We start from the raw sequence: 20648 nt of genomic DNA, 5'->3' as shown, positions 1-20648 counted from the left end.
ACCAACGCGGTCGCGCTATATCGCGTCACCTATGCATCGGGTTTTCCTTCGAGAACTATTACGATGTGCCAGGCCTTGCCCGCGCCCTGTTCACCGAGGGCGCCTATGACGCGGCGCGCCGGGTCTATCTGCGCGAGAAAGTCGAGGCCGCAGACATTCCCACTGCGCTCAACAAGCTGGTCCGGCCGGAGTATTTCAATCCTGAGTTCTTCGCCCGCAGCGCCTATGGCCGGCTGGTGGCCCAGACCACAGCCTATCGCTGGGTGATCGCGACGCCGACCCGCGCCTATTACGGCGAGGCCGACGAGGTGATCCGCACCGAGCTGGGGCAATTGCCGATGACCTGGCAACGCGCCATGGGCAATGACAAGGTGACGGCGATCTCCACCGGCGCCACCGACCATCGCGGCACTTTCGTCAGCGCCATGCCGCAATGGAAACAATGGTTCGACAGCCGCATCCAGGCGCGCTGACGGCGCAAGCACGCGCGGCGGCCGCCGCCCAGCCCTCGGGCGGCGACGGGCGCCCGGCCTTAGCCAAAGGTGAAGGCGTAAGCGGCGACGCCCGGCTCGGCGAAGCGGATCTCGAAGCTGCGTTCAGCGACCCCGTCCTGCTGCCGCACCAGCTGGTACAGGCGCTGGCCATCGACGACGCCCTCGCCTGCGGCGTTGACATCGACGCCATGGTCGGCGCCAGGCGGTTTGCCGTCGACCAGTACCTTAAAGCGCACCGGTTTGCCCGGATCGGCCAGCACCAGATGCAGATCGCGCGCCTGGAAGCGGAAGACGATGGAGCCGCCAGCCCCATCGAGCCGCGCCTCTTCCTTGCCAATCGTCCAGGCGCCGTTCAGCCCCCACTCGTTCAGACGCGGCTTGCCATCGGTGTAGAGGCGCGACGCATCCGCCGCCACGCCCTGCGGCGAGACGAAGTTTTCGGCCCGCTCATAGCCAAGATAGGTCTCGGGTGAGCCGACTGTTTGCATGTCCGCCGGCGCCTGGGCCCCCTGGCCCTGCGCCGTCACCGTCCCGGCTGGAACGGCGGGGGCATGCCCGGCCTCCGTCAGCAATTGCTGGATGATCGCCTCGGATTGCGCATAGTCGCCCTCGCCGAATTTGTGGTGGCGCACCCGGCCCGTGGCGTCGATGAAATAATGCGCCGGCCAGTAGCGATTCCTGAACGCCCGCCAGATGGCGTAATTATTGTCAATGGCCACCGGATAGCTGACGCCCAGATCGCGCGTCGCCTTGCGCACATTGTCGAGGTTCTTCTCGAAGGCGAATTCCGGCGCGTGCACGCCAATCACCACCAGCCCCTGATCGCGGTATTTCTCCGCCCAGGCTTTCACATAGGTCATGGCGCGCAGGCAGTTGATGCAGGAATAGGTCCAGAAATCGACCAGCACCACCTTGCCGCGCAATTGCGCCAGCGTCAGCGGCGGGCTGTTGAGCCAGGCCACCGCCCCGTCGATCTCCGGCGCTGCGCCCTCATCCGGCAAACCGGAGGGGCGCGGAGGAGCCTGACTGGCTGGATTTGTGGCCATGACTGAATCGCCGGTCATCGCCGGTGAGCCTGTCATGGCGGTTGAGCCAGTCATGGCCGGGCCGCCTGTCATGGCCGGGCCACCTGTCATGGCAGTTGAGCCTGTCATGGCCGCCCCGTTATGGCCGCCTGCGTTGGCGCTGGCTGAACCGGCGGCCGGGCTCAGCCGGTCGAGAAGTCGCTCTTCAAGCGCGCTGGTCGAGGCTAGCGACAGGCGGGTGAGCAGGCCGGTGTCGAGGCCGGTGGCGATAGCGGCGACGCCGGCGAGCACGGCGACGCCGAGGCCACGCCGCAGCCATTCGCCAGCGCCCAGCGATCGTTTCATGGCGGCGAACACCCGGCTCCCGGCCAGCAGCGCCAGGGCAAGGGAGCAGGCGGCGCCGATGGCGAACGCCGCGAGCAACAGCGTCGTGCCGGCATTGGCGCTGTTGAGCGCCGCCCCGGTCAGGATCAGCCCCAGCACCGGCCCGGCGCAGGGCGCCCACAGCAAGCCGGTGGCGACGCCGAGCAACGCCGAGGCGGCGACGCCACGCGCTGAACTGGCGGCGCCGGTCGTTCCAACGTCAACGCTGGCGCCATCCGCCGCCGCAGCTAGCGCGCCGCCCAGCCGCACGAATGGCCGCGACAGTCGCTCAGCGACCGCGGGGAACAGCAGCATGACCCCGAACAGCGCCAGCAAGGCCATGGCGGCGAGCCGGCCATAATGATTAGCCGCCACAGCCCAGCCGCCGGCCACGGCGGCGAGCGTCGCCACCAGCGCAAAGGTCAGCGCCATGCCCGCCAGCATCGGCAGGCCATTACTGAGGAAGGGGCGGCCGGCGCGGGCGAAGACGAAGGGCAACACCGGCAAAATGCACGGGCTGACGATGGTCAGCGCCCCGCCAAGCCACGCCAGCGCCAGCAGGCCGATCGAGATTTCCATGGCGCTACCCCTGCAATGGCGTGAACCGCATGGCGACGCCATTCATACAATAGCGTTTGCCTGTCGGGGGCGGACCATCATCGAAGACGTGGCCGAGATGACCGCCGCAGCGGGCGCAATGCACCGAGACCCGCTCCATGCCTAACGAACGGTCGGTCGCCGTGCCGACGCCGCGCCCATCCTGGGCGGCCACGGGCGCGGTGGAACTGGGCCAGCCAGTGCCGCTGTCATATTTGGCGGCGGAGGAGAACAATTCATTGTCGCAGCCGGCGCAGGCATAGACGCCACGCCGCTTCTCATGCAGCAGCGGGCTGGAGCCAGGCGGCTCCGTGCCATCCTTGCGCAGCACCTCAAACTGCGCTGGCGTCAGGCGCTGGCGCCACTCCGCCTCGCTGTGGCGCACCGCGGAGCCGCCGTCACCGGCCTGCGCCGTCCGCGCCACGCCGCTGACCAGCGCCAGCTGGAGCGACAGTCTCAGGAATTCACGTCTCGCCAACATCGCGCGCCATCCCTGGTTCGGCGGAGCAGGTCCGCGTCAGTCAGGCGACCACAATACCTTGGCGCAAAATGTTATCACAAAGGCGGCGAACCGAGGCGTCCAACCGCCATGGCGAAGGCGCGGGCCAGCAACCATTGTCCGATTCGTCTGACGCCGCGACCGGCGCTCCACGGGCCCTCAGCACCCGCAGATTTGGCCCAAATGTGACCATCCCGGCGCTCATCTGGCTGTGACGATGACAACCTGGACAGACCTGCGCCATGGGGATAACACCCCAATTCGCCCCCGGCGCCACTTTTTTGGGCGCCTGCCGCCTGCCAGACAGGCAGTGATGCGACAGTGATATTTCAGAGATAATTTCGTTTCAAACCAATACGTTAGACCATACTTTCGGCTCCATACAGCCGCAAGAGGGCTTCAACTTTTGGCTTGTACACGTCACGCATTTTATCTTTGTATAATGGCTAAGTTACAAATCTATTTCCGGCGACGATCTCCCCTCGACGCTCTCCTTAACCGATCGGTTGGCCATGCTGACGCAACAGCTCATCAACGGACTCATGCTGGGCGCCATCTACATGCTGGTGGCGGTCGCCTTCACGCTGGCGATTGGCGTCCTGAACTTCCTTAATTTCTCCCTGCCTGGCCTGTTCATGATCGGCGGCATGGCCACTTACGGCTTCATGAAGATTGGCTGGCCCTGGTTCTTCGCCATCGGCGGCGCGCTGTTCCTCGCCGCGCTGATATCGCTCCTGGTGGAAAGACTGGCCTACCGACGCGGTGAAAAATCAGAAGCTGATGTGCCCCTTGTGTCGTCGCTCGGCTTTCTGGTGCTGCTCGAGAACATCATGCTGGTGCAATATGGCTCGGACCAGCAGGCGTTTCCGGCGCTGCTGCCCGACATGAACCTGCGCATCGGCGGTCTGGTCATCGGCATCGCCCAGATCATTTCGCTGGTCATCTCCGTGGCGCTGGTCGCCTGGCTGTCGTGGTTCCTCAAGCGCACCAACGCCGGCCGTCGCATCCGCACGGTGGCTGAAAACCGCGAGACCGCCCAGCTGCTCGGCGTCAACATCCGCAGCCTCGTGCCGCAGCTATTCGTCGCCAGCGCCCTGCTCGCGGCCATCGGCGGCATCCTGTTCGCCATCAATTACCAGCAGGTCGGCCCCTATATGGGCGAAGGCCCGGGCTTCAAGGGCGTCGCCGCCATGATCATCGGCGGCATGGGCTCCATCTGGGGCAGCGTCATTGGCGGGCTGCTGATCGGCCTCGCCGAAGTGCTGTCCATCACCTTCATCGGCGCAGACGTGGTCAACATCACCGTCTACGGCCTCCTGCTCCTGATCCTGATCATTCGTCCGCAGGGCCTGCTCGGCAAGCCTCCGGCAAGGGAGAAGCTGTGATGAGCGGCTACGTCACTGGCGTCCTCGTCGTCCTGTGTTTCAACATCATCGCCGCCTACGCAGTGTATCTGCCGATGGCTGCGGGCCAGCTCAACCTCGGCATCGCCGGCTTCATGGCCATCGGCGCCTATGGCGCGGCGTTCCTGACCAATGAATATGGCTGGTCGATGCTGGCCGCCGTGCCCACCGCCGCTGCGGCCGCTGGCCTCGTCGGCCTGATCATCGGCATCCCGGTGCTGCGCACCCACGGCATCTATCTGGCGCTGGCGACCTTCGCCCTCGGCCAGGTGATCTCGGCCGTGTTCCTCAACCTCGATGTGGTTGGCGGCGCAGCCGGCTACACCCTCACCGCTTACGCAGGTCCTTCGGCCGTATTCGCTGCGGCGGGCGGCGTGGTGCTGGTGATGCTGTATCTGTCGCGCACACGTTTCGCGCTCTACCTCACCGCCGTGAAGAGCGACCCGACCGTCACCGATCTGATGGGCGTCTCGGTACGCGGCATTCAGGTGGCGGCCTTCGCGCTCGGCGCCATGGTGGCCGGCTTCGGCGGCGCCTTCTACGCCCTGCACTTCAACTTCGTCGAGGCCCAGTACTTCAACGTGCTGCTCAGCGTGTTCACCGTGCTCTACGTGCTGTTCGGCGGCACGCAGACCATCTGGGGGCCCCTTGCCGGCGCGCTGTTCTTCACGCTGATGCCTGAGCTGTTCCGCTTCGGCGACCAGTGGCGCTACGCCATCTTCGCCGCCTGCATCATCCTGTTCATGGCCATCCGCCCACAGGGTCTGATCACCACCTCGCTGTTCCAGTTCCGCCGTCGTTCCAGGGAGGCGTCGTGATGGCCAGTTCCCTCTCCCCTGCCGCCGTCGCGGCTGAGAGCGCCGTGGCGCTGTCGGTCAGCGGCCTGTCCAAGTCCTTCGCCGGCGTGCACGCCATCCGCGATCTGAGCTTCGACGCCCATCGCGGCCAGGCGACGGCGCTGATCGGCCCCAATGGCGCCGGCAAGACCACCGTGTTCAATCTGGTCAGCGGCGTCTATCCGGTCGACACGGGCACGGTCAACGTCAATGGCGTCGACGTCACCCACATGCCGTCGCGCAAGCGCATCAGCTGCGGCATCGCCCGCAGCTTCCAGAACGTGCGCCTGATGGACCATCTGTCGGTGCTGGAGAATCTGCTGGTCGGCCAGCACATCCGGGCCTCGTCGCTCAAGGATCTGCTGACCCCCTACCGGCTGTTCCCCAATCACCGCTGGAAAGAGGAGGCGCGCGCCGCCCTCGAGGACAATGGGCTGGGCGCCTATGCCGACGAGATGGTGAGTGGCCTGCCCTATGGCGTGCGCAAGCGCATCGACCTGGTCCGCGCCACTTTGGCCGGCGCCAATATCCTGCTGCTCGACGAGCCGGCCGCTGGCCTCAACCCCAGCGAGACCAACGACCTGCGTGACCACCTCAACGCCCTTGTGGCCAAGGGGCTGACGCTGGTGATCGTCGAGCATGACATGCATTTCGTCGGCAGCATTTGCAGCAATGTCGTGGTGCTGAACTTCGGCGAGAAGATCACCGAGGGCCCGCTGTCCGTGGTGCAGCAACATCCGGAAGTGCGCCGCGCCTATATCGGCGATGAGGAGGTCTGAGCCATGGCCCTGCTCGAAGTCTCAAACATCTCGGTCAATTACGGCCGCGTCACCGCGCTGTCGGCGGTCGATCTCAAGGTCGGCCAGGGCGAGATCGTCACGGTGCTGGGCGCCAATGGCGCTGGCAAGAGCACGCTGCTCAAGGCGATCATCGGCGCGGTGCCGGCGAAGTCCGGCGGAGTCGCTTTCGACGGCGAGGATATTTCCGGCAAGCAGACCCATGAGCGCATCGCGCGCGGCATCTCGCTGGTGCCAGAAGGCCGTCGCGTGCTGATCTCGCTGTCGATCGAGGAAAACCTGCTGCTCGGCGCGCATATGCGCAATGACCAGGCCAATATCCGCCACGAGATGGAGGCGATCTACGAGCGCTTCCCCAATCTGGCCGAGCGTCGCCACATGCTGGCGTCCTGCCTGTCGGGCGGCGAACAGCAGATGCTGGCCATCGGTCGCTCGATGATGGCCAAGCCGCGCCTGATGCTGCTCGACGAGCCGTCGCTCGGCCTCTCCCCGCTGTTCGTCCAGAAGCTGTTCGAACTGATCCGCGAGCTCAATGGCCAGGGTCTGACCATTTTGCTGGTCGAGCAGAACACCGGCAAGGCGCTGGGCGTCGCCCATCACGCCACGGTGCTCGAACTCGGCCGCGTGGTGATGGCGGGCGATCCGGCGGCGCTGGCCGCCGACCCGCGCCTGCGCGAGGCCTATCTCGGCGACGGTCACTGACCAGCGCCAACGGCGCCCTCGCCATAGGGGCGAACATCAATCAGCCGTCGGACCAGGAAGGTCCGGCGACGGAGCAACCGGCGCGACCGTCTCGCATGAGCGGCGACGTCAGCAACAACATCCAGAGGCAAAAGACCGCGCCGCGCACCCATGGCGGCGCAGGTCCTGAAGGAGACGGTCAATGAAGTTTGCACTTCCCGGCGTTGCGACTGCGACGGCCCTCGCGCTGGTGCTCGGCGTCACCGGCGCCCAGGCCCAGGACGAACTGGTTCTCGGCTTCCTCACCGCCAAGAGCGGCCCGTTTGTCAGCCTGGCCAACACCAATGAAGTCGCCGTGAACATGGCGGTTGAGAAGATCAACGCCGCTGGCGGCGTCAATGGCAAGAAGATCAAGGTGGTGACCTTCGACACCGCCGGCGACCCCAAGCAGGCCGCCACTGGCCTGCGCCAGTTCGCCAATGACAGCGGCGCGCTCGCCGTCATCGGCCCGTTCTCTTCCTCGGAAGTGCGCACGGCCTTCCCACTGGGCGAGCGTTCCGGCATTTCGGTGATGTCGAACTCGTCCTCGGCGCCGGGCCTGACCAAGGGCTTCACCTACGCCTTCCGCAACACCGTGGACGAGGGCAAGGCCATTGACGCCGTGATGGCGTCGCTGAAGGACAAGGGCCTGCCGATCAAGGCCGGCGCGGCGGCGTTCGCCACCGACGACACCGTGTCGAAGTCCATCGGCACCAAGGTGGTGCCTGAGCTGTTCAAGACCTATGGCACGGAGCTGAAGGGCTCGGTGGACTTCCAGTTCGCCGCCTTCGACCTCTCCCCCCAGGTGTCGCAGCTGAAGCGCATGGCGCCTGACGTCATCGGCATCGGCTCGCCGCCGGAAGGCGCGATCAATCTCGCCCGCGAGATGAAGCGCCAGGGTCTTGAGGCTCGCGTCGTCGGCGGCACCACCATCGCCGACCCGGAGCTGCCGAAGCGCATGGACGGCGCTGGCGAAGGCCTGACCATCGGCACCACCTTCTTCCACGATGTGGACGATGGCGCCCGCGCCTTCACCAAGGAGTTCGGCGAGCGCACCAGGGCGGCTGGCCTGAACCGCCACGACCCGAACCAGATGGACGCCTCGGCCTATGACATCGTGCTGATCTACGCAGAAGCGATGAAGCAGGGCGGCGTCACCGGCGACAAGGCCAAGCTGGCTGAAGAGCGCACCATCATCCGTGACAAGGTGGCTGGCCTGAAGAAGTTCCCGGCGCTTGAAGGCGAGATCTCCTTCGTCGACGGCGACAGCGTCAAGCCGATCTATGTGATCGACGTTAAGGGCGGCAAGTGGAACCTGTTCGACACCCGCAAGCCTGAGTAAGGGCGCGCCCCTGTCAGAACCCCGATGGGCCTGGCTCGCGGGGTTGTGGCGAGGTCCGCACACGCCATAGCCAGGCGCATCCCTCTTCCCCCCCTCGATGGATGCGTTCTGGCGCACTGCGGCCGGAGGTTCTGCCTCCGGCCGTAACCGTTGGCCCGGCCCTGCCGTAGCGCCGCCCTCAGGCGCAGGCGGCGCCGGCTTTGTTCGAGACAGGCCCCCATGCGCCCGCAGAAGCCGACGCAGGCGCCGCCCAGGGATCAACTGATGTCCGCCCAGAACCTTACCTTCACCGTGCATCGTCGCGACGGCGCCGAGAGCGTCGCGCTCACCGTCAATAATTTCATTATCGCCGGCTGGACTGGCCGCGATCGCGTCGCGCTTGAGAAGCACATCGTCGAGCTGGAAGAGCTTGGCGTGAAGCGTCCGGCCTCGACGCCGATCTATTATCGCGCCGCCACCGCCCGCCTCACCCAGGCGCCGGTGATCGAATGCACCGGCTCGGATTCCAGCGGCGAAGTCGAATTCATGCTGCTTGAGGCGGCGGGCGAGCGCTATCTCGGCATTGGCTCGGACCACACCGACCGTGTTGTCGAGGCCTATGGCGTCACCGTCTCCAAGCAGCTCTGCGACAAGCCCATCAGCCGCGACCTGTGGCTGCTGGCCGACGTGCTGCCGCATTGGGACGAGCTGATCCTGCGCTCCTGGGCGACGATCAATGGCGAGCGCGTGCTGTATCAGCAGGGCCCGGTGACCGCCATGCTGCCGCCGGAGGAGATCCGCGCCGGCTACAGCGGCGACGCTGACCTCGCCAATGGTTCGGCCATGTTCTGCGGCACCCTCGCCGCCATCGGCGGCATCCGCACCGCCTCGCGCTTCGAGATGGAGATCGAGAACCCGGTGCTCGGCCGCAAGATCAGCCACGCCTATGACGTGGTGGAGCTGCCGGTATTCGGCTGACGCCAGAACCCGATGCGCATGACAGATCGGGTTCTGATTAAGCCCGTGCGGCGCCTGCATCTTGAAGCACTCAGATGCGGCGGCTGGGCGCTCTGGCAGGCGTAATCTTGAGCTATTGACGGGGCGGGCCAGTGGTCCGCCCCGTTTTTCGTGGGTCTGGCGCGCACGCAACGCCCCCGCCAGCCATTGTTTCAGGCGCCCCGCGCTACATGGCTGCGCAGGGAGGAAAATTGGCGCAGGATGGGCTTGCCGCGCCCAGCCTCTGGCAATGACGCCTGAGGCCAGGTCTGCCACAGTGCGCACGACAGCATTGCCAGGGGCGCCCGATGATCTGCCAATTGTTCGAAGTCGATATCCGTGAAGGCCTGACCGACGTCTATATGGACCTCGCCATGAGCCTGCGGCCTGCCCTGGCCGACAATGGCGGCTGCCTGTACATCGAGCGCTTCGTCAGCCTGTCGCGGCCGCGCCTGCTGCTCTCCTACCAGGTGTGGCGCGACGAGGGCGCGATGACCGCCTGGCGGGCACAGCATCATCACCATCAGGTGCAGGCCAAGGGCCGCGACCAGGTGTTTAACGACTATCGCATCCGCGTCGGCCAGCTGGCGCTGGAACTGACAGGCGGGGCTGAAACGGCCCGCGCCGCCGCGCCCGCTGCCTGGAACGACCCGGCCCGCCGGCCGTCGACCTGGCTCGTCGCCTGCAACGCCAGCACAGCCGCGCCGCCGTCAGCCTCCCCTGCGTCACCTTCAGCGTCGGAAAGCGCCCCTGTCGCAGCGGCCAACGGCCACGAGGCCTTCGCCAGCAAATACCAGGAGGGCAGCTACGCCCATCTGTTCGACACGCCCGACGCTGAGGCGGCGACCGCCCTCGCCCGACAGCTGGCGCAGGCGCCAGAGGTGAGCACGGTGCGGGTGATCGAAGTCTATCGCGACTACGGCATGTTCAACCGCGTCGAGGCCCCGCAATATTTTCCGGAGGCGGCGCGCCGGTGAGGCGAGCGAGCCAGTCCTGACGCCAAAAAGAAAACGCGGCCCGTGCGGGGGCCGCGTTTTCCTTGACCCGACAGCCTGGAAGGGCCGGCTGGCGGGAACCGTGAATGGCGGTGGCGCGCCGCGCCTGTCTCATACCAGATCCCGATGGCTCAAGTGCATCGGGCCGTGGCGTCAGCCCTTGCGCAGCAGCGCTTCGACGCCAGCGGCGATGGCGAGAATATTGTGATCGTCGCCTTCGATGCCAGCGATGGTCAGGCCGACGGGTGGGCCGTCCTGCGGGCCGATAGGCAGCGAGATGGCGCAGCCGTCGATGACATTGATGAGCGTGGCGTTACGCAGCGCCAGCAGATTGGCCCTGGTGTAGGTGACGTCGCCATCGGCCTGCGGCGTCTCGCCGAGATCGGCGATGCGCGGCGGCAGCATGGCGACGGTGGGGAACACCACCGCGTCGAAGGCGGCGAAACGCGCCGTGGCCCGCTCCATGATCGACAGGCGCTGGCCCTGCAGCGCGATGTAATCAGCGGCGCTCTGCTCCTGGCCACGCCGGATGCGGCCCACCACGCGCGGATCGTAGCCATCGGCGCGGGCGTCGATCAATTCGCGGTGCCAGGCGTAGCTCTCGGCGGCGGTGAAGCCGCCCTTGCTGTTCATGTCGGCGATTTCAGCCAGCTCTGGCGCGTCGATCTCGGTAATAGAGACCCCGGCCGCCGACAAATCTTCGAGCGCGGCGGCGAAAGCCACGGCCACATCCGGGTCGAGGCCATCCATGGCCACCGTGCGCAGCACGGCGATACGCAGGCCGGACAGGCTGGCCGGCTCCAGCTCATACAGCGCCTCGCCCGCCAGAATGGCGTCGAGAATGGCGCAGCATTCTACCGAGGCGGCCAGCGGGCCGATCGAATCGAGGCTCTGCGACAGCGGCAGGCAGCCGTCCTGCGGCACGCGCTCCGCCGTGGGCTTGAAGCCGACGATGCCACAGAACGCCGCCGGAATACGGCAGGAGCCGCCGGTGTCGGTGCCGAGCGCCGCAAAGGCCATGCCATCGGCCACCGCCACCGCGCCGCCTGAGGTTGAACCGCCCGACACATGGCCCTCCTCACGCCGCCACGGCGTGCGCGGATTACCATAATGCGGGTTCATGCCGAGGCCGGAATAAGCGAACTCGGTCATATTGGTGCGGCCAATGTGAATGAAGCCAGCGGCGCGCAGCCGGGCCACCGCCGTCGCGTCCTGCACGGCGGGCGCGCTGTCGGACAACACGCGCGAGCCTGCCGTGGTGACCTCGCCGCGCACGTCGAACAAATCCTTGGTGGCGAAGGGGATGCCAGCGAACGGCGTGGGCTCTGCGCCCGCAGCACGCAGCGCGTCCATGGCGTCAGCCGCCTTGAGCGCCGCCTCGGCCGCCACCGAGACGAAAGCACGCGCGCCCTCGCCGTCTGGCGCCTTAATGCGCGCAAGGCACTGCTCGACCAGCTGGCGCGAGGTCACGGCGCCGCTGGCTAGGGCGTGGGCCAGGCTGACGAGCGTGGGCCGGGAGAGATGGGGCCGTGTGGCAGACATGGAGTGCTCCGCAGATGCAGGCGAGACGTCAGCAGGGCCGCCAGGCCAATGGCAGGCGGCCCGGGGCTTATGGCTGATCAGGCCGGGTCGAAGTAATGGATCTCGAGCAGCAGGCAGCCGTTCTCGGACTTGAACGGGCCGTGCCAGGCGCCTGGCGGCCGGCAGGCGTAAGTGAAGGGCTGGAAGGATTCGCCGCCTTCGCCATTGACGTCATTGCCAACCGTCAGATCGCCCGAGACCAGGAACACTTCTTCCCAATACTCGTGCACGAAGGGGGCCGTGGTGAAGGTGCCGGCGTCGAACTTCAGCAGACGCGTGCGCGTGCCCGCCCTGTTCTCCTCATCCAGCGCGCCGGAGAGAATCTTCTGCTTGATGCCCGTGGGATAGCCAGTCGGCACTTCCCAGCCGGCGTCCATGTCGAGGGTGTAGAATTCGTCGTGCGTCTTGTTGACCGCCATGGTGAACCTCCTGACCATCCCGCGCCTGAACGAGCGCCTGATCGTCAATCGCAAGGGGCCTGCGCGCAGACCCTGAAACCGTGATCGTCGCCGCCGCAGCGCCCCGCGCCAGGATGGCTGTCGTTACGCAGGGTGTGGCGACACCGCCTGAAGGCGACTGGTAGCCCGGACGGCCAGCCTGGTCGAAGCGAAACGACGCTTTGCCAAGCTGACCTAAGGGCAGTTTGCCTGCTTATTCAGCAGCGAGCTTGAAGCCCGGCAGCTCGTCATTGAGCTGGTAGCTGTCGAGGATGTTCTTCACCAAAGCGTCGGCCGAACCCCAGTCATAGGTGCGGTAAGCGTGGCCCTTGGTGACGAACGCGGCGCCCGCATAGAACATCTCATATTGGGCGTGGCGCGAGGCGAACTCGGAGCCGACGGCGTCCCAGGCCAGCTTGTAGAACTTCACCTTGTCGATGGCCCCGGCGGCTGGCGACTGCTGGGTCTTGCCGATCAGGCGGGCGACGTCCGGGTTCTCGAAATCGTGGATCGACGAGGGCAGCATGATCATGCCGCCGCCGGCCAGCTCGCGCAGGGTGTTGAGGATCTTGCCGTACAGCGGCTGGGTCAGCACCTGGGCGGCGTAAAGCGTGTGGCGATCCGGCACGAAATATTCGCCGTAATACGAACCCTTGGCCTCCATGGCGGCGACCAGCGCGTCGACCATGGCGGCTTCCGCCGACAGCTGGCCCAGCATCTCCTTGACCTGTGGGAAATTGGTCGTGCCATTGATGGCGGTGATGCGGTGGGCGAGACCGAGCAGGAAGCGCACCTTCACCGACAGGCGGATCTGCGCCTGATAGTTCTGGTAGCTGTGCGCCGGGGTGGCCATGAACTGCTTCGAGGCCATGGCGATGTCATTGACCACAAACACGCGGTCCCACGGCACCTTCACGTCGTCGAAATACAGCACCGCATCGTTCTCGTCGAAGCGGCTGGCCAGCGGATTGTCGAACACCGACGCCGCTTCCGCCTCATAGGACTTGCGCGACAGGATCTTCAGACCCTTGGTGTTCATCGGAATGGCGAACGACATGGCGTAGCGCTCGTCGCCAGGCTGCAGCGGCTGGATAATGGTGACCAGCACCTCATTGGCCATAATGCCGCCGGTGGCCAGCATCTTGGCGCCGCGCACGGTGATGCCTTCGGCGTCCTGGTCAACCACGCCGGCCGAGAGGTAAGGATCGGCCTGCTGGGCGGCGCTCTTCGAGCGGTCGGCCTGCGGGTTGATGATGACGTAGGTCAGATACAAATCGTTGTCGCGGGCGTAGGCGTAATAATCGGCCAGGGCCTTCGCGCGGGCGCTGTCATAGGCCTCGAACACGTCGAGGCCCATAAACATGCCGGAGATGCACGAGGCGACGTGGTCGGGGGCGCGGCCAAGATAGCCGGCGTGCAGGCTGGTCCATGCCTCAAGACCGGCGCGGCGGGTCTTCAGCTCGTCATAGCTCTTCGGCAGCTGCCAGATGCGATTGGCGCGATGACCCGTGCCGGTGTCGAAGGTCATCAGCTCCTGATTCTCAGGGGCGCTCTGGAAATCGAACATTTTTCCAACCGAGGCCACCGCGCCCTTGTAGGCGGGATGGGTGGTCGGGTCGGAAATGCGCTGGCCGTCGAGATAGATTTCGCGGCCGTCGTTGAGGCTGGCGATGTGCTGGGCGCCGGTCTTGATCATGGGAGGCTCCTGAAAATTCGGGATGGACGGCCGGCGCTCAGGCGGCCGCGCCTGCGAGCCGGTGGTAGCGGCCGCGGAAGAAGATGAGGGGTTCGCCGTCGGGCGCGACCGAGAAATCCAGCACCCGGGCAAGGAAGATGACGTGATCGCCGCCGTCGTGGCTGGCCCAGGGGGCGCATTCGAAATGCGCAAGCGAGCCCTCGATCACCGGCGCGCCATGGGCGCCTGGCCGATGGGCGACGTCGGCCCATTTATCGGTCGAAGCGCGGGCGAAACGGTCGGACAGATGCTGCTGCGCATCCTCCAGAACATTGACCGTAAAGCTCTTCGCGGCCTGCATCGCCGGCAGGCTGTAGGCCGAGCGCGCCACGCTGAACAACACCAGCGGCGGATCGAGCGACACCGAATTGAACGAGGTCATGGTCATGCCAATGGCCTCTTCGCCTTCGCCGCGCGCCGTGACGATGGCGATGCCGGTGGCGAAGTGGCTCAGCGCCTGACGGAACGCGCGGGCGTCGAAGGCCGGCGGGCTTTGGTCCTGATCAGTGTGCATGCGGATACCCGTCGCTGGATGCGGTGTGAATTAGCTTTGAAACAAAGGTATTGAACAAACCTATTTTATGTCAATAATCCAACCGCCTGATTTTTGGGCGCCAGGCGCCTGGTTTTTCGCGATTGCGGGGCAGGCCATCGGGCTGTAGGTGCTTTGGGGGGCGCCGTCAGCAAAGGCGCCGTGGCGCCGCCACAACGGGCGTCGCGACAGGAAACCGCGCCGGGACAAGGCCTTGACGCCGCCTCAACACCAGCCGGACACTGAATGTGCAGGCGCATGCTGCCATCGCTGCGTCGCCACACGGGACAGGGCATGACAGGGCAACGCCACAACGACATCCACGGTCACGATCCGCGCGCGACGGCGCAGACGCCTGGCGCGGACAGCCCGTCCGCCACGCGCGCCGCTGCGCCAGCCGCTGGGCGGTCGCGACTCACCGTGTCGCGGGCGCCGCTGCTGATCGACGGCAGCGACGCCGCCTTCCGCAACATGGTGCATGATTTGCTGGCCTTCTCGGCCCGCATTCAGGAGGTGCGCGGCCGGCTCGGCGGCCTGCTGGGGCTATCGGGCTCGCAATACACCATCCTGGTGGCCCTCTCGCATTTGCAGGGCGAGGACGGCATCGGCGTCAACACCCTCGCCGAGCATCTGCATCTCAGCGGCGCCTTCGTCACCATCGAGGTCAACAAGCTGGTCAGCCGAGGCTTCGTCAAAAAGGTGACCAACCCCGCCGATCGCCGGCGCGTGCTGCTGACGGTGACGCCGCTGGCGCGCCGCGAGCTCGAGGCCATCGTCAGCGTGCAGCAACCGGCCAATGACGAGCTGTTCGCCGAGCTTACCCGCACCGATTTCCAGAATCTGCGCAAGCTGCTGCCGCTGCTGGTCGACAACGCCGATCGCGCCCTGAAGCTGATCGAATTCATGGCCCCCGAAGGCGCCATGCCCGCCGCGCCAGCCGCCCGCCCCAGCAAGCGCAAGGGCTGAGGCGCAAGGGCTGAGGCCAGAGCCTGTTCAGCGCCCGCGCGGGTCACGGCTCATCCGCCGCAGCTGTGTCGCAGCCTGATCGGGCAGGCTCAGCACACGTCGCGATAGCCGCGCCGCAGCCAATCGAGCAAGGCGCGCGCCACCGGCCGCATGCCGCGTTGGCCGAGGTGCGCGGCGTGGATGCGGCCCGTCGGCGCCTGCAGATCCAGTTGCAGCGCCAGCAGTTGGCCATCCTCCAGCTCCTGCTGGACCATAAAGCGCGGCAGCAAAGCCATGCCCAATCCCGCCACGGCGGCGCGCTTCAGCATCACCATGTCCTCGACCGCGAGAATGGGCTCCAGCCGCATGAGGCGCTCGGCGCCGTCGTGAGCGCGCAGCCGCCAGTGCGCCGGACGGCCGACCCCGCCCCAGGCCAGAGGCCGGATCCGCTGAAGCGTGTCGGCGAGGGTCTCCCCAACCTCGCCGGCCCGGTCCGGGCTGATGGCGAGGACATGCGCCACCTCGGCGAAGGGCGTGACGACCTGATCGAGCGGGCCATGGCTGCTATCGCCAGCCCGCACGGCGAAATCGAAGCCCTCGCGCACCAGATCGACGCGACGGTTGGTCGACTCGATCTCGACACGCACCAGCGGATGTTCGGCCATGAACGCCAGCGCCATGCCGTCGAGCCGCAATTGCAGCAAGGACGGCGGCGCGGCGAAACGCACGACGCCGCGCAAGGCGCCGCCGCCATCATCGAGCGCTGCAAAGGCTTCATCCGCCAGCGCCACCGCTGTTTCGCCGCGCTTGAACAGCTCTGTCCCAGCCTGGGTGAGGCCGAAGCTGCGACTGTTGCGGGCGATCAGCCGGACCCCCAACGCCTGCTCCAGCGCCGCCACCCGGCGGCTCAGCGTGGCCCGCGACACCCCCGACTGGCGGCTGGCGGCGGCATAGCCGCCGGCCTGCGCCACCTGCACGAACAGGCGTAAATCATTGAGGTCGTGCGGGTTGGTCATGCAAGGCGATCGGGGTTGGGACATGCCGCCGGTCAGCATGTCGCGTTGAAGGCGCGCGGCGGCGCCTGAGCATTTCAGGATGCGCATGCGTCAGCGTCCTGGCATCCGGGCATGACGCGCCCCGCCGCCTGCCATAGGCGACGACGCCAGCGTTACAGTTCTGCAATGCTGCGGCGCAGATCGCGGCCTTATCGCAGCAAATCCGAAACATATCTTGCTGGCAACACACAATGATTTGCGCCGCCATGACGGCGCGGGAGCGCACCATGACCAGCACCAGACCCATCCTCACCAGCTTCAGCAACCCTGAGAAACACTGGGTTGGCGACGGCTTCCGCACCCAGAGCCTGCTGCCGCCCCAGCATGCCGCCGATGTCAGCCCGTTCCTGCTCGCCGGCTACAATGCGCCGCTGTGGTTTGACGCCACCGACCGGCCGAAGGGCATCGGCATGCATCCGCATCGCGGCTTTGAGACCGTGACCATGGCCTTTCAGGGCGGCGTCGCCCATGGCGACACGCTGGGCAATCGCGGCGAAATCGGCCCCGGCGACGTGCAATGGATGACCGCGGCCAGCGGCGTCCAGCATGAGGAGCATCATTCGGAGCTGATCACCGCCCATGGCGGCGTGCTGGAAATGGTGCAGCTGTGGGTCAATTTGCCGGCCAGCCACAAGAGGCTGGCGCCGCGCTACCAAAACATCGCCGCCGCTGACATTCCCACGGCGACGCTTGCTGGCGGCGGCAGCCTGCGGGTTATCGCCGGCGCTTTCGACGGGCTGAAGGGCCCGGCGGAAACGGCGACGCCGCTGCAGCTGTGGGATCTGCGGCTGCCGGCTGGGGCGACGCAGCGGCTCGACCTGCCGGGAGGTCAGTCGGTCGCCGTGCTGGCCCTGCAGGGACAGCTGACGCTGAATGGCGTGCAGCCGCTGCCGTCGCCCGGCTCGGTGATCTTCAGCCGCGACGCCGGGGTGATCGACCTCGCCGCGAAGGACGACGCGCATGTCCTCGTGCTGGCCGGCGCGCCGATCGATGAGCCGATCGTCATGGGCGGGCCGTTCGTCATGAACAGCCAGGACGAATTGCGCGACGCTTATCGCGACTTCCGCGACGGCCTGTTCTAAAGCCTCAGCCCCATCAGGCGGCGACGTCTGGTGGGGCCAACAAAACCGGATGGCTCCGCGCCTGCGGCGCCGTTGTCCTATCGTGGACGCCAGTGGCGGATGATCTCCGCTACTGGACAGAGTTCGAGTTGGGCCGAGAAGCGCCGGCCGAACATCGCCAGCATCGCGTCATGCGACCGGTCATCGAAGCTGCACACGGCGTCGGCGGCGAGGATGACCCGATAGCCGCGATCAATGGCGCCGATCACCGTTGCGAGCACGCAAATGTCGGTTTCGCCGCCAGAGATGATCAGCGTGTCGGTTGGCGTGGCGGCCAGCAGCCTGTCCAGCGCGCCTTCGGGCCAGGGCGAGTAGACGTGCTTGTCAACCAGCCGGGCTGGCGGCGTGAAGGCGCGCAAGGCAGGCGCCAGCTCTACGGCCTCCGGCGGCGCCTCCTGCAAGGTCACCTCGGCCCAGCGCTCGTAATAGCGCGCCCACATGCCCTGCCCCTCGCCCGGTCGCGCGGCCGGGATGAAACGCGTGAACACGGTCTGCGCCGGCGCGACAGCGCACAGGGCTTCGACCTGCGGCATGGTGCGCTCAAACCAGTCCAGCGCCCAAGGGTAACCCCGGCTGAACATCACCTGCATGTCGACGCAAACATGCAGGGCGCTGGCCCCGATCTCACCCCAGCGCAGGCCCGTCGCCATCGCCATCCTGCTTCTCCTCAAGCCGCCAGATGCTGCACCGTCCCCGTCTTTCTTCAATGCACGCGCCGTGACCGCTGTTCCCCGGGCGTGATCGCAGACGTGGGGCCAGCCGCAGCGCCGCCAACAGCTACCGTCGTCGACTGGCGGCGCGCGGAACCGGAGGCGTCGTCAGACGTTGGCGATTGGCAATTGTGGGGGAGCGACGGCGTGAAGCGTAAACTTGACCTGCGGACCGGCGATCCGGTGTGGCTCAGCTATGGCTCACAGCGGCCGGTCAGCCGGCGCCTCACCAGGGATATCGACACCGACGTACTGGTGGTCGGCATGGGCATTTCAGGGGCCATGGTCGCCGATCTGCTCAGCGAAGCCGGGCATCAGGTCACGATCATCGACCGGCGCGGGCCGATGTTTGGCTCGACACCGGCGACCACAGCGCTGATCCAGTATGAGGTCGACACCCCCCTCACCACGCTCGCCCACAGCATTGGCCACGACAAAGCAGTGCGCGCCTGGCGCCGGGCTCGGCTGGCGGTAGGCAATCTGCGTGATCGTATCGATGAGCTTGGCGCCCCCTGCCACATGCGCGCGGTTCCCACCCTGTATCTGGCCGGCAATGTGCTCACTGGCGGGGCCTTGCGCGCCGAGGCGGAGGCGCGGCGCGGCGCGGGTCTGCCGGCGCGCTACCTCACCAAAGGCGCCCTGCGCGATGAATTTGGCCTCACCCGCGACGGCGCCATCGTCTCGCATGGCAATCTGGCGCTCGACCCGGTCAAGCTCACCGGCGCCCTGCTGCGGGCGGCCAAGGCCCGCGGCGCAAGCCTTCATGCGCCTGAGGAAATGCGCAGCTTCAGCGAAGGGCGCGATGGCGTCACGATCGAAACCGTGTCTGGCCGCAGCATCCGAGCCCGCCATCTGGTGCTGGCCACGGGCTATGAGCTGGCCAATGGCGAGCCCAACAGGCGCCACCGCATCATCTCCACCTGGGCCATCGCCACGCCGCCGCAACGCAAATCGGCGCTCTGGCCAGGGGCGGGGCTGATCTGGGAAGCCTCGGACCCTTATCTGTATCTGCGCGTCACCCAGGATCATCGCATCATCTGCGGCGGCGAGGATGAGGATTTTCAGGACGAGGCGGCGCGTGACGCCAAATTGCCGGCCAAGACGGCGCAGCTTCGCCAGAAACTGGCAAAGCTGCTGCCCGACATTGATCCGACGCCAGAATTCGCCTGGGCCGGCAGTTTCGGCGACACCACCACTGGCCTGCCGCTGATCGGCCCGCTGCCTGGCAGGTGGCGGGTGTTCTCACTGATGGGCTATGGCGGCAATGGCGTGACCTGGTCGCGCATCGGGGCCGAGTTGATCACCACCGCTTTGGCCGGCGGCAAGGACAGCGACGCCGACCTCTTCGCTTTTTGAGGGGGGCGGCTGTGCGGCCACGGCCTGGACCACGCCGGAGAAGCCCCCGCCCAGCCCGACGCTCGCTCCTGTGTCCGCCCCACGCCCCTCACCGCCATGCCTTCCGCCGTCATGCCCTGCGCCGCCCTGGCCTCCGCCGCCATGCCATCCGCCGTCATGCCTTCCGCAGCCCTCCCCTCCGCCGTCATGCCCGTGCTTGTCACGGGCATCCACGCGTTTGACGGTACATGCCATCGCATTGGCGGCGCGTTGGCGCGCTCGCCTGTTGCAGCGGGGCCGTCACAGGACGACGCGTGGGGTTAGCGTCAGTGGCGCCAGGACGTGGATGCCCGTGACAAGCACGGGCATGACGGCGTGGGAGGATCGGCATGGCGACCCTGCGGCGCGCTTGTTGGCTGTGACGACACTGCCCCTGGCCGCTCCCGCCCCCGCCCCCCTGCCCCCGCCCCTTGCAGGGGCTGGCGCGGCGGTTGCGCTCCGCGGTAAGACTTGCCGCAAGCAAACAAGGAGACGACCATGGCGACGATGCGCTTGCTCAGCGTCGAAGAGGCTGACGCAATTCCTGAGGCGCGGGCGGTGCTGGATGATATCCGCGCCACGCGCAAGTCGGACTTCATCAATAATTTCTGGCTGGCGCTGGCCAATAACCCGCCGCTGCTTGCCCGCATCTGGAATGACGTCAAGCAGATCATGGTCGCTCCGGGCGCGCTGGATCCGCTGACTCGCGAGATGATCTATATCGCTGTTTCCACCGTGAACAACTGCGCCTATTGCCTGCATTCCCATACGGCTGCCGCCAAAGCCAAAGGCATGAGCGACGCCCAGCACGCCGAGCTGATGGCGATCATCGGCCTCGCCTCGCAGACCAACGCCATCGCCAATGGCCTGCAGATCCCGGTGGACGACGCCTTTCGCGCCGAGCGCGCCGTGTGAGGCTGCAGGCGTAGCGTCATGCCAGAAGCCAGGCGGCGCCAGAGCATGTCAGGTTGCGTCGGCATCGCCATGCCCTGGCATAAGGCTTCAGTTCTGCAGAAACTTGCCCTATGCCATCGACGGGCCGTCGCAGGACGCGACGGCAGACAGTCCAGGTCGCAATGCAACTACTGACGCCAGCCTCAGCCCTTTCGGGC

20 protein-coding genes are annotated in these 20648 nt (G+C 66.6%); 12 read left to right on the top strand and 8 right to left on the bottom strand.

The window, feature by feature from the left end:
* Nucleotides 1–65 precede the first annotated feature (65 nt).
* Nucleotides 66–473, top strand: a complete 408-nt coding sequence (locus AC6A67_RS03420) for a hypothetical protein (RefSeq protein ID WP_498035154.1) — start codon at nucleotides 66–68, stop codon at nucleotides 471–473.
* A gap of 59 nt (nucleotides 474–532) precedes the next feature.
* On the opposite strand, the gene AC6A67_RS03415 is transcribed toward AC6A67_RS03420, so the two are convergent.
* Both AC6A67_RS03415 and msrB read right to left on the bottom strand, forming a co-directional pair.
* Nucleotides 533–2461 carry a redoxin domain-containing protein gene (locus AC6A67_RS03415; protein ID WP_498035153.1) on the bottom strand — a complete coding sequence of 643 codons (1929 nt, stop codon included), beginning with the start codon at nucleotides 2459–2461 and terminating at the stop codon, nucleotides 533–535.
* 4 nt (nucleotides 2462–2465) lie between these two features.
* Nucleotides 2466–2960 (bottom strand): peptide-methionine (R)-S-oxide reductase MsrB, encoded by a 495-nt coding sequence (msrB, locus tag AC6A67_RS03410; RefSeq protein WP_498035152.1) that lies wholly within the window; start codon nucleotides 2958–2960, stop codon nucleotides 2466–2468.
* Nucleotides 2961–3490: 530 nt separating this feature from the next.
* Between msrB and AC6A67_RS03405 the strand changes: the two genes are divergently transcribed.
* The 7 genes from AC6A67_RS03405 to AC6A67_RS03375 all read left to right on the top strand — a co-directional run bounded on the left by AC6A67_RS03405 (nucleotide 3491) and on the right by AC6A67_RS03375 (nucleotide 10028).
* The gene (locus AC6A67_RS03405) at nucleotides 3491–4363 is read left to right on the top strand and encodes a branched-chain amino acid ABC transporter permease (protein ID WP_498035151.1); all 873 of its coding nucleotides are present in this window, start codon (nucleotides 3491–3493) and stop codon (nucleotides 4361–4363) included.
* Complete coding sequence (locus AC6A67_RS03400) at nucleotides 4363–5199, top strand: branched-chain amino acid ABC transporter permease (RefSeq protein ID WP_498035150.1); 837 nt, start codon at nucleotides 4363–4365, stop codon at nucleotides 5197–5199. Before AC6A67_RS03405 ends, AC6A67_RS03400 begins: the two co-directional genes overlap by 1 nt.
* Nucleotides 5199–5996 (top strand): ABC transporter ATP-binding protein, encoded by a 798-nt coding sequence (locus AC6A67_RS03395; protein WP_498035149.1) that lies wholly within the window; start codon nucleotides 5199–5201, stop codon nucleotides 5994–5996. Before AC6A67_RS03400 ends, AC6A67_RS03395 begins: the two co-directional genes overlap by 1 nt.
* Before the next feature lie 3 nt (nucleotides 5997–5999).
* A complete protein-coding gene (locus AC6A67_RS03390) occupies nucleotides 6000–6716 on the top strand; it encodes an ABC transporter ATP-binding protein (RefSeq protein ID WP_498035148.1) in 717 nt (238 codons plus the stop codon).
* Nucleotides 6717–6897: 181 nt separating this feature from the next.
* Nucleotides 6898–8076 (top strand): ABC transporter substrate-binding protein, encoded by a 1179-nt coding sequence (locus tag AC6A67_RS03385; protein ID WP_498035147.1) that lies wholly within the window; start codon nucleotides 6898–6900, stop codon nucleotides 8074–8076.
* Nucleotides 8077–8340: 264 nt separating this feature from the next.
* On the top strand, nucleotides 8341–9033 hold the full coding sequence (locus AC6A67_RS03380) for a DUF2848 domain-containing protein (protein WP_498035146.1): 693 nt from the start codon (nucleotides 8341–8343) through the stop codon (nucleotides 9031–9033).
* A 326-nt stretch (nucleotides 9034–9359) separates the two neighbouring features.
* Nucleotides 9360–10028, top strand: a complete 669-nt coding sequence (locus AC6A67_RS03375; RefSeq protein WP_498035145.1) for an antibiotic biosynthesis monooxygenase family protein — start codon at nucleotides 9360–9362, stop codon at nucleotides 10026–10028.
* A gap of 171 nt (nucleotides 10029–10199) precedes the next feature.
* Here the strand turns inward: AC6A67_RS03375 and AC6A67_RS03370 are convergent, their stop codons facing one another.
* The 4 genes from AC6A67_RS03370 to AC6A67_RS03355 form a co-directional block, all read right to left on the bottom strand.
* Nucleotides 10200–11588 (bottom strand): amidase, encoded by a 1389-nt coding sequence (locus AC6A67_RS03370; protein ID WP_498035144.1) that lies wholly within the window; start codon nucleotides 11586–11588, stop codon nucleotides 10200–10202.
* Nucleotides 11589–11665: 77 nt separating this feature from the next.
* Nucleotides 11666–12046: a cupin domain-containing protein gene (locus AC6A67_RS03365; RefSeq protein WP_498035143.1), complete on the bottom strand. Its 381-nt coding sequence runs from the start codon at nucleotides 12044–12046 to the stop codon at nucleotides 11666–11668.
* 232 nt (nucleotides 12047–12278) lie between these two features.
* Entirely contained in the window at nucleotides 12279–13760 is a 1482-nt protein-coding gene (locus tag AC6A67_RS03360; RefSeq protein ID WP_498035142.1) for a 4-hydroxyphenylacetate 3-hydroxylase family protein, read from the bottom strand.
* Between the two features lie 37 nt (nucleotides 13761–13797).
* Nucleotides 13798–14313 (bottom strand): flavin reductase family protein, encoded by a 516-nt coding sequence (locus AC6A67_RS03355; RefSeq protein ID WP_498035141.1) that lies wholly within the window; start codon nucleotides 14311–14313, stop codon nucleotides 13798–13800.
* 312 nt (nucleotides 14314–14625) lie between these two features.
* Here AC6A67_RS03355 and AC6A67_RS03350 point away from each other — a divergent pair, with 312 nt between their 5' ends.
* The gene (locus tag AC6A67_RS03350) at nucleotides 14626–15297 is read left to right on the top strand and encodes a MarR family winged helix-turn-helix transcriptional regulator (protein WP_498035140.1); all 672 of its coding nucleotides are present in this window, start codon (nucleotides 14626–14628) and stop codon (nucleotides 15295–15297) included.
* Nucleotides 15298–15386: 89 nt separating this feature from the next.
* Here the strand turns inward: AC6A67_RS03350 and AC6A67_RS03345 are convergent, their stop codons facing one another.
* A complete protein-coding gene (locus tag AC6A67_RS03345) occupies nucleotides 15387–16292 on the bottom strand; it encodes a LysR substrate-binding domain-containing protein (RefSeq protein ID WP_498035139.1) in 906 nt (301 codons plus the stop codon).
* A 266-nt stretch (nucleotides 16293–16558) separates the two neighbouring features.
* On the opposite strand from AC6A67_RS03345, the gene AC6A67_RS03340 reads away from it, so the two are divergent.
* Nucleotides 16559–17413: a pirin family protein gene (locus AC6A67_RS03340; protein WP_498035138.1), complete on the top strand. Its 855-nt coding sequence runs from the start codon at nucleotides 16559–16561 to the stop codon at nucleotides 17411–17413.
* Nucleotides 17414–17490: 77 nt separating this feature from the next.
* On the opposite strand, the gene AC6A67_RS03335 is transcribed toward AC6A67_RS03340, so the two are convergent.
* Nucleotides 17491–18108: a cysteine hydrolase family protein gene (locus AC6A67_RS03335; RefSeq protein WP_498035137.1), complete on the bottom strand. Its 618-nt coding sequence runs from the start codon at nucleotides 18106–18108 to the stop codon at nucleotides 17491–17493.
* Nucleotides 18109–18309: 201 nt separating this feature from the next.
* Between AC6A67_RS03335 and AC6A67_RS03330 the strand changes: the two genes are divergently transcribed.
* A complete protein-coding gene (locus tag AC6A67_RS03330) occupies nucleotides 18310–19518 on the top strand; it encodes an NAD(P)/FAD-dependent oxidoreductase (RefSeq protein ID WP_498035136.1) in 1209 nt (402 codons plus the stop codon).
* Nucleotides 19519–20034: 516 nt separating this feature from the next.
* Nucleotides 20035–20451, top strand: coding sequence for a carboxymuconolactone decarboxylase family protein (locus tag AC6A67_RS03325; RefSeq protein WP_498035135.1), 417 nt, complete (start codon nucleotides 20035–20037; stop codon nucleotides 20449–20451).
* Nucleotides 20452–20648: the final 197 nt, after the last annotated feature.

The sequence above is a fragment of the Camelimonas sp. FR25 genome (assembly GCF_059740505.1).
Note: the sequence above shows the minus strand (reverse complement) of the source record. Positions and strands in the feature narration are given on the sequence as shown.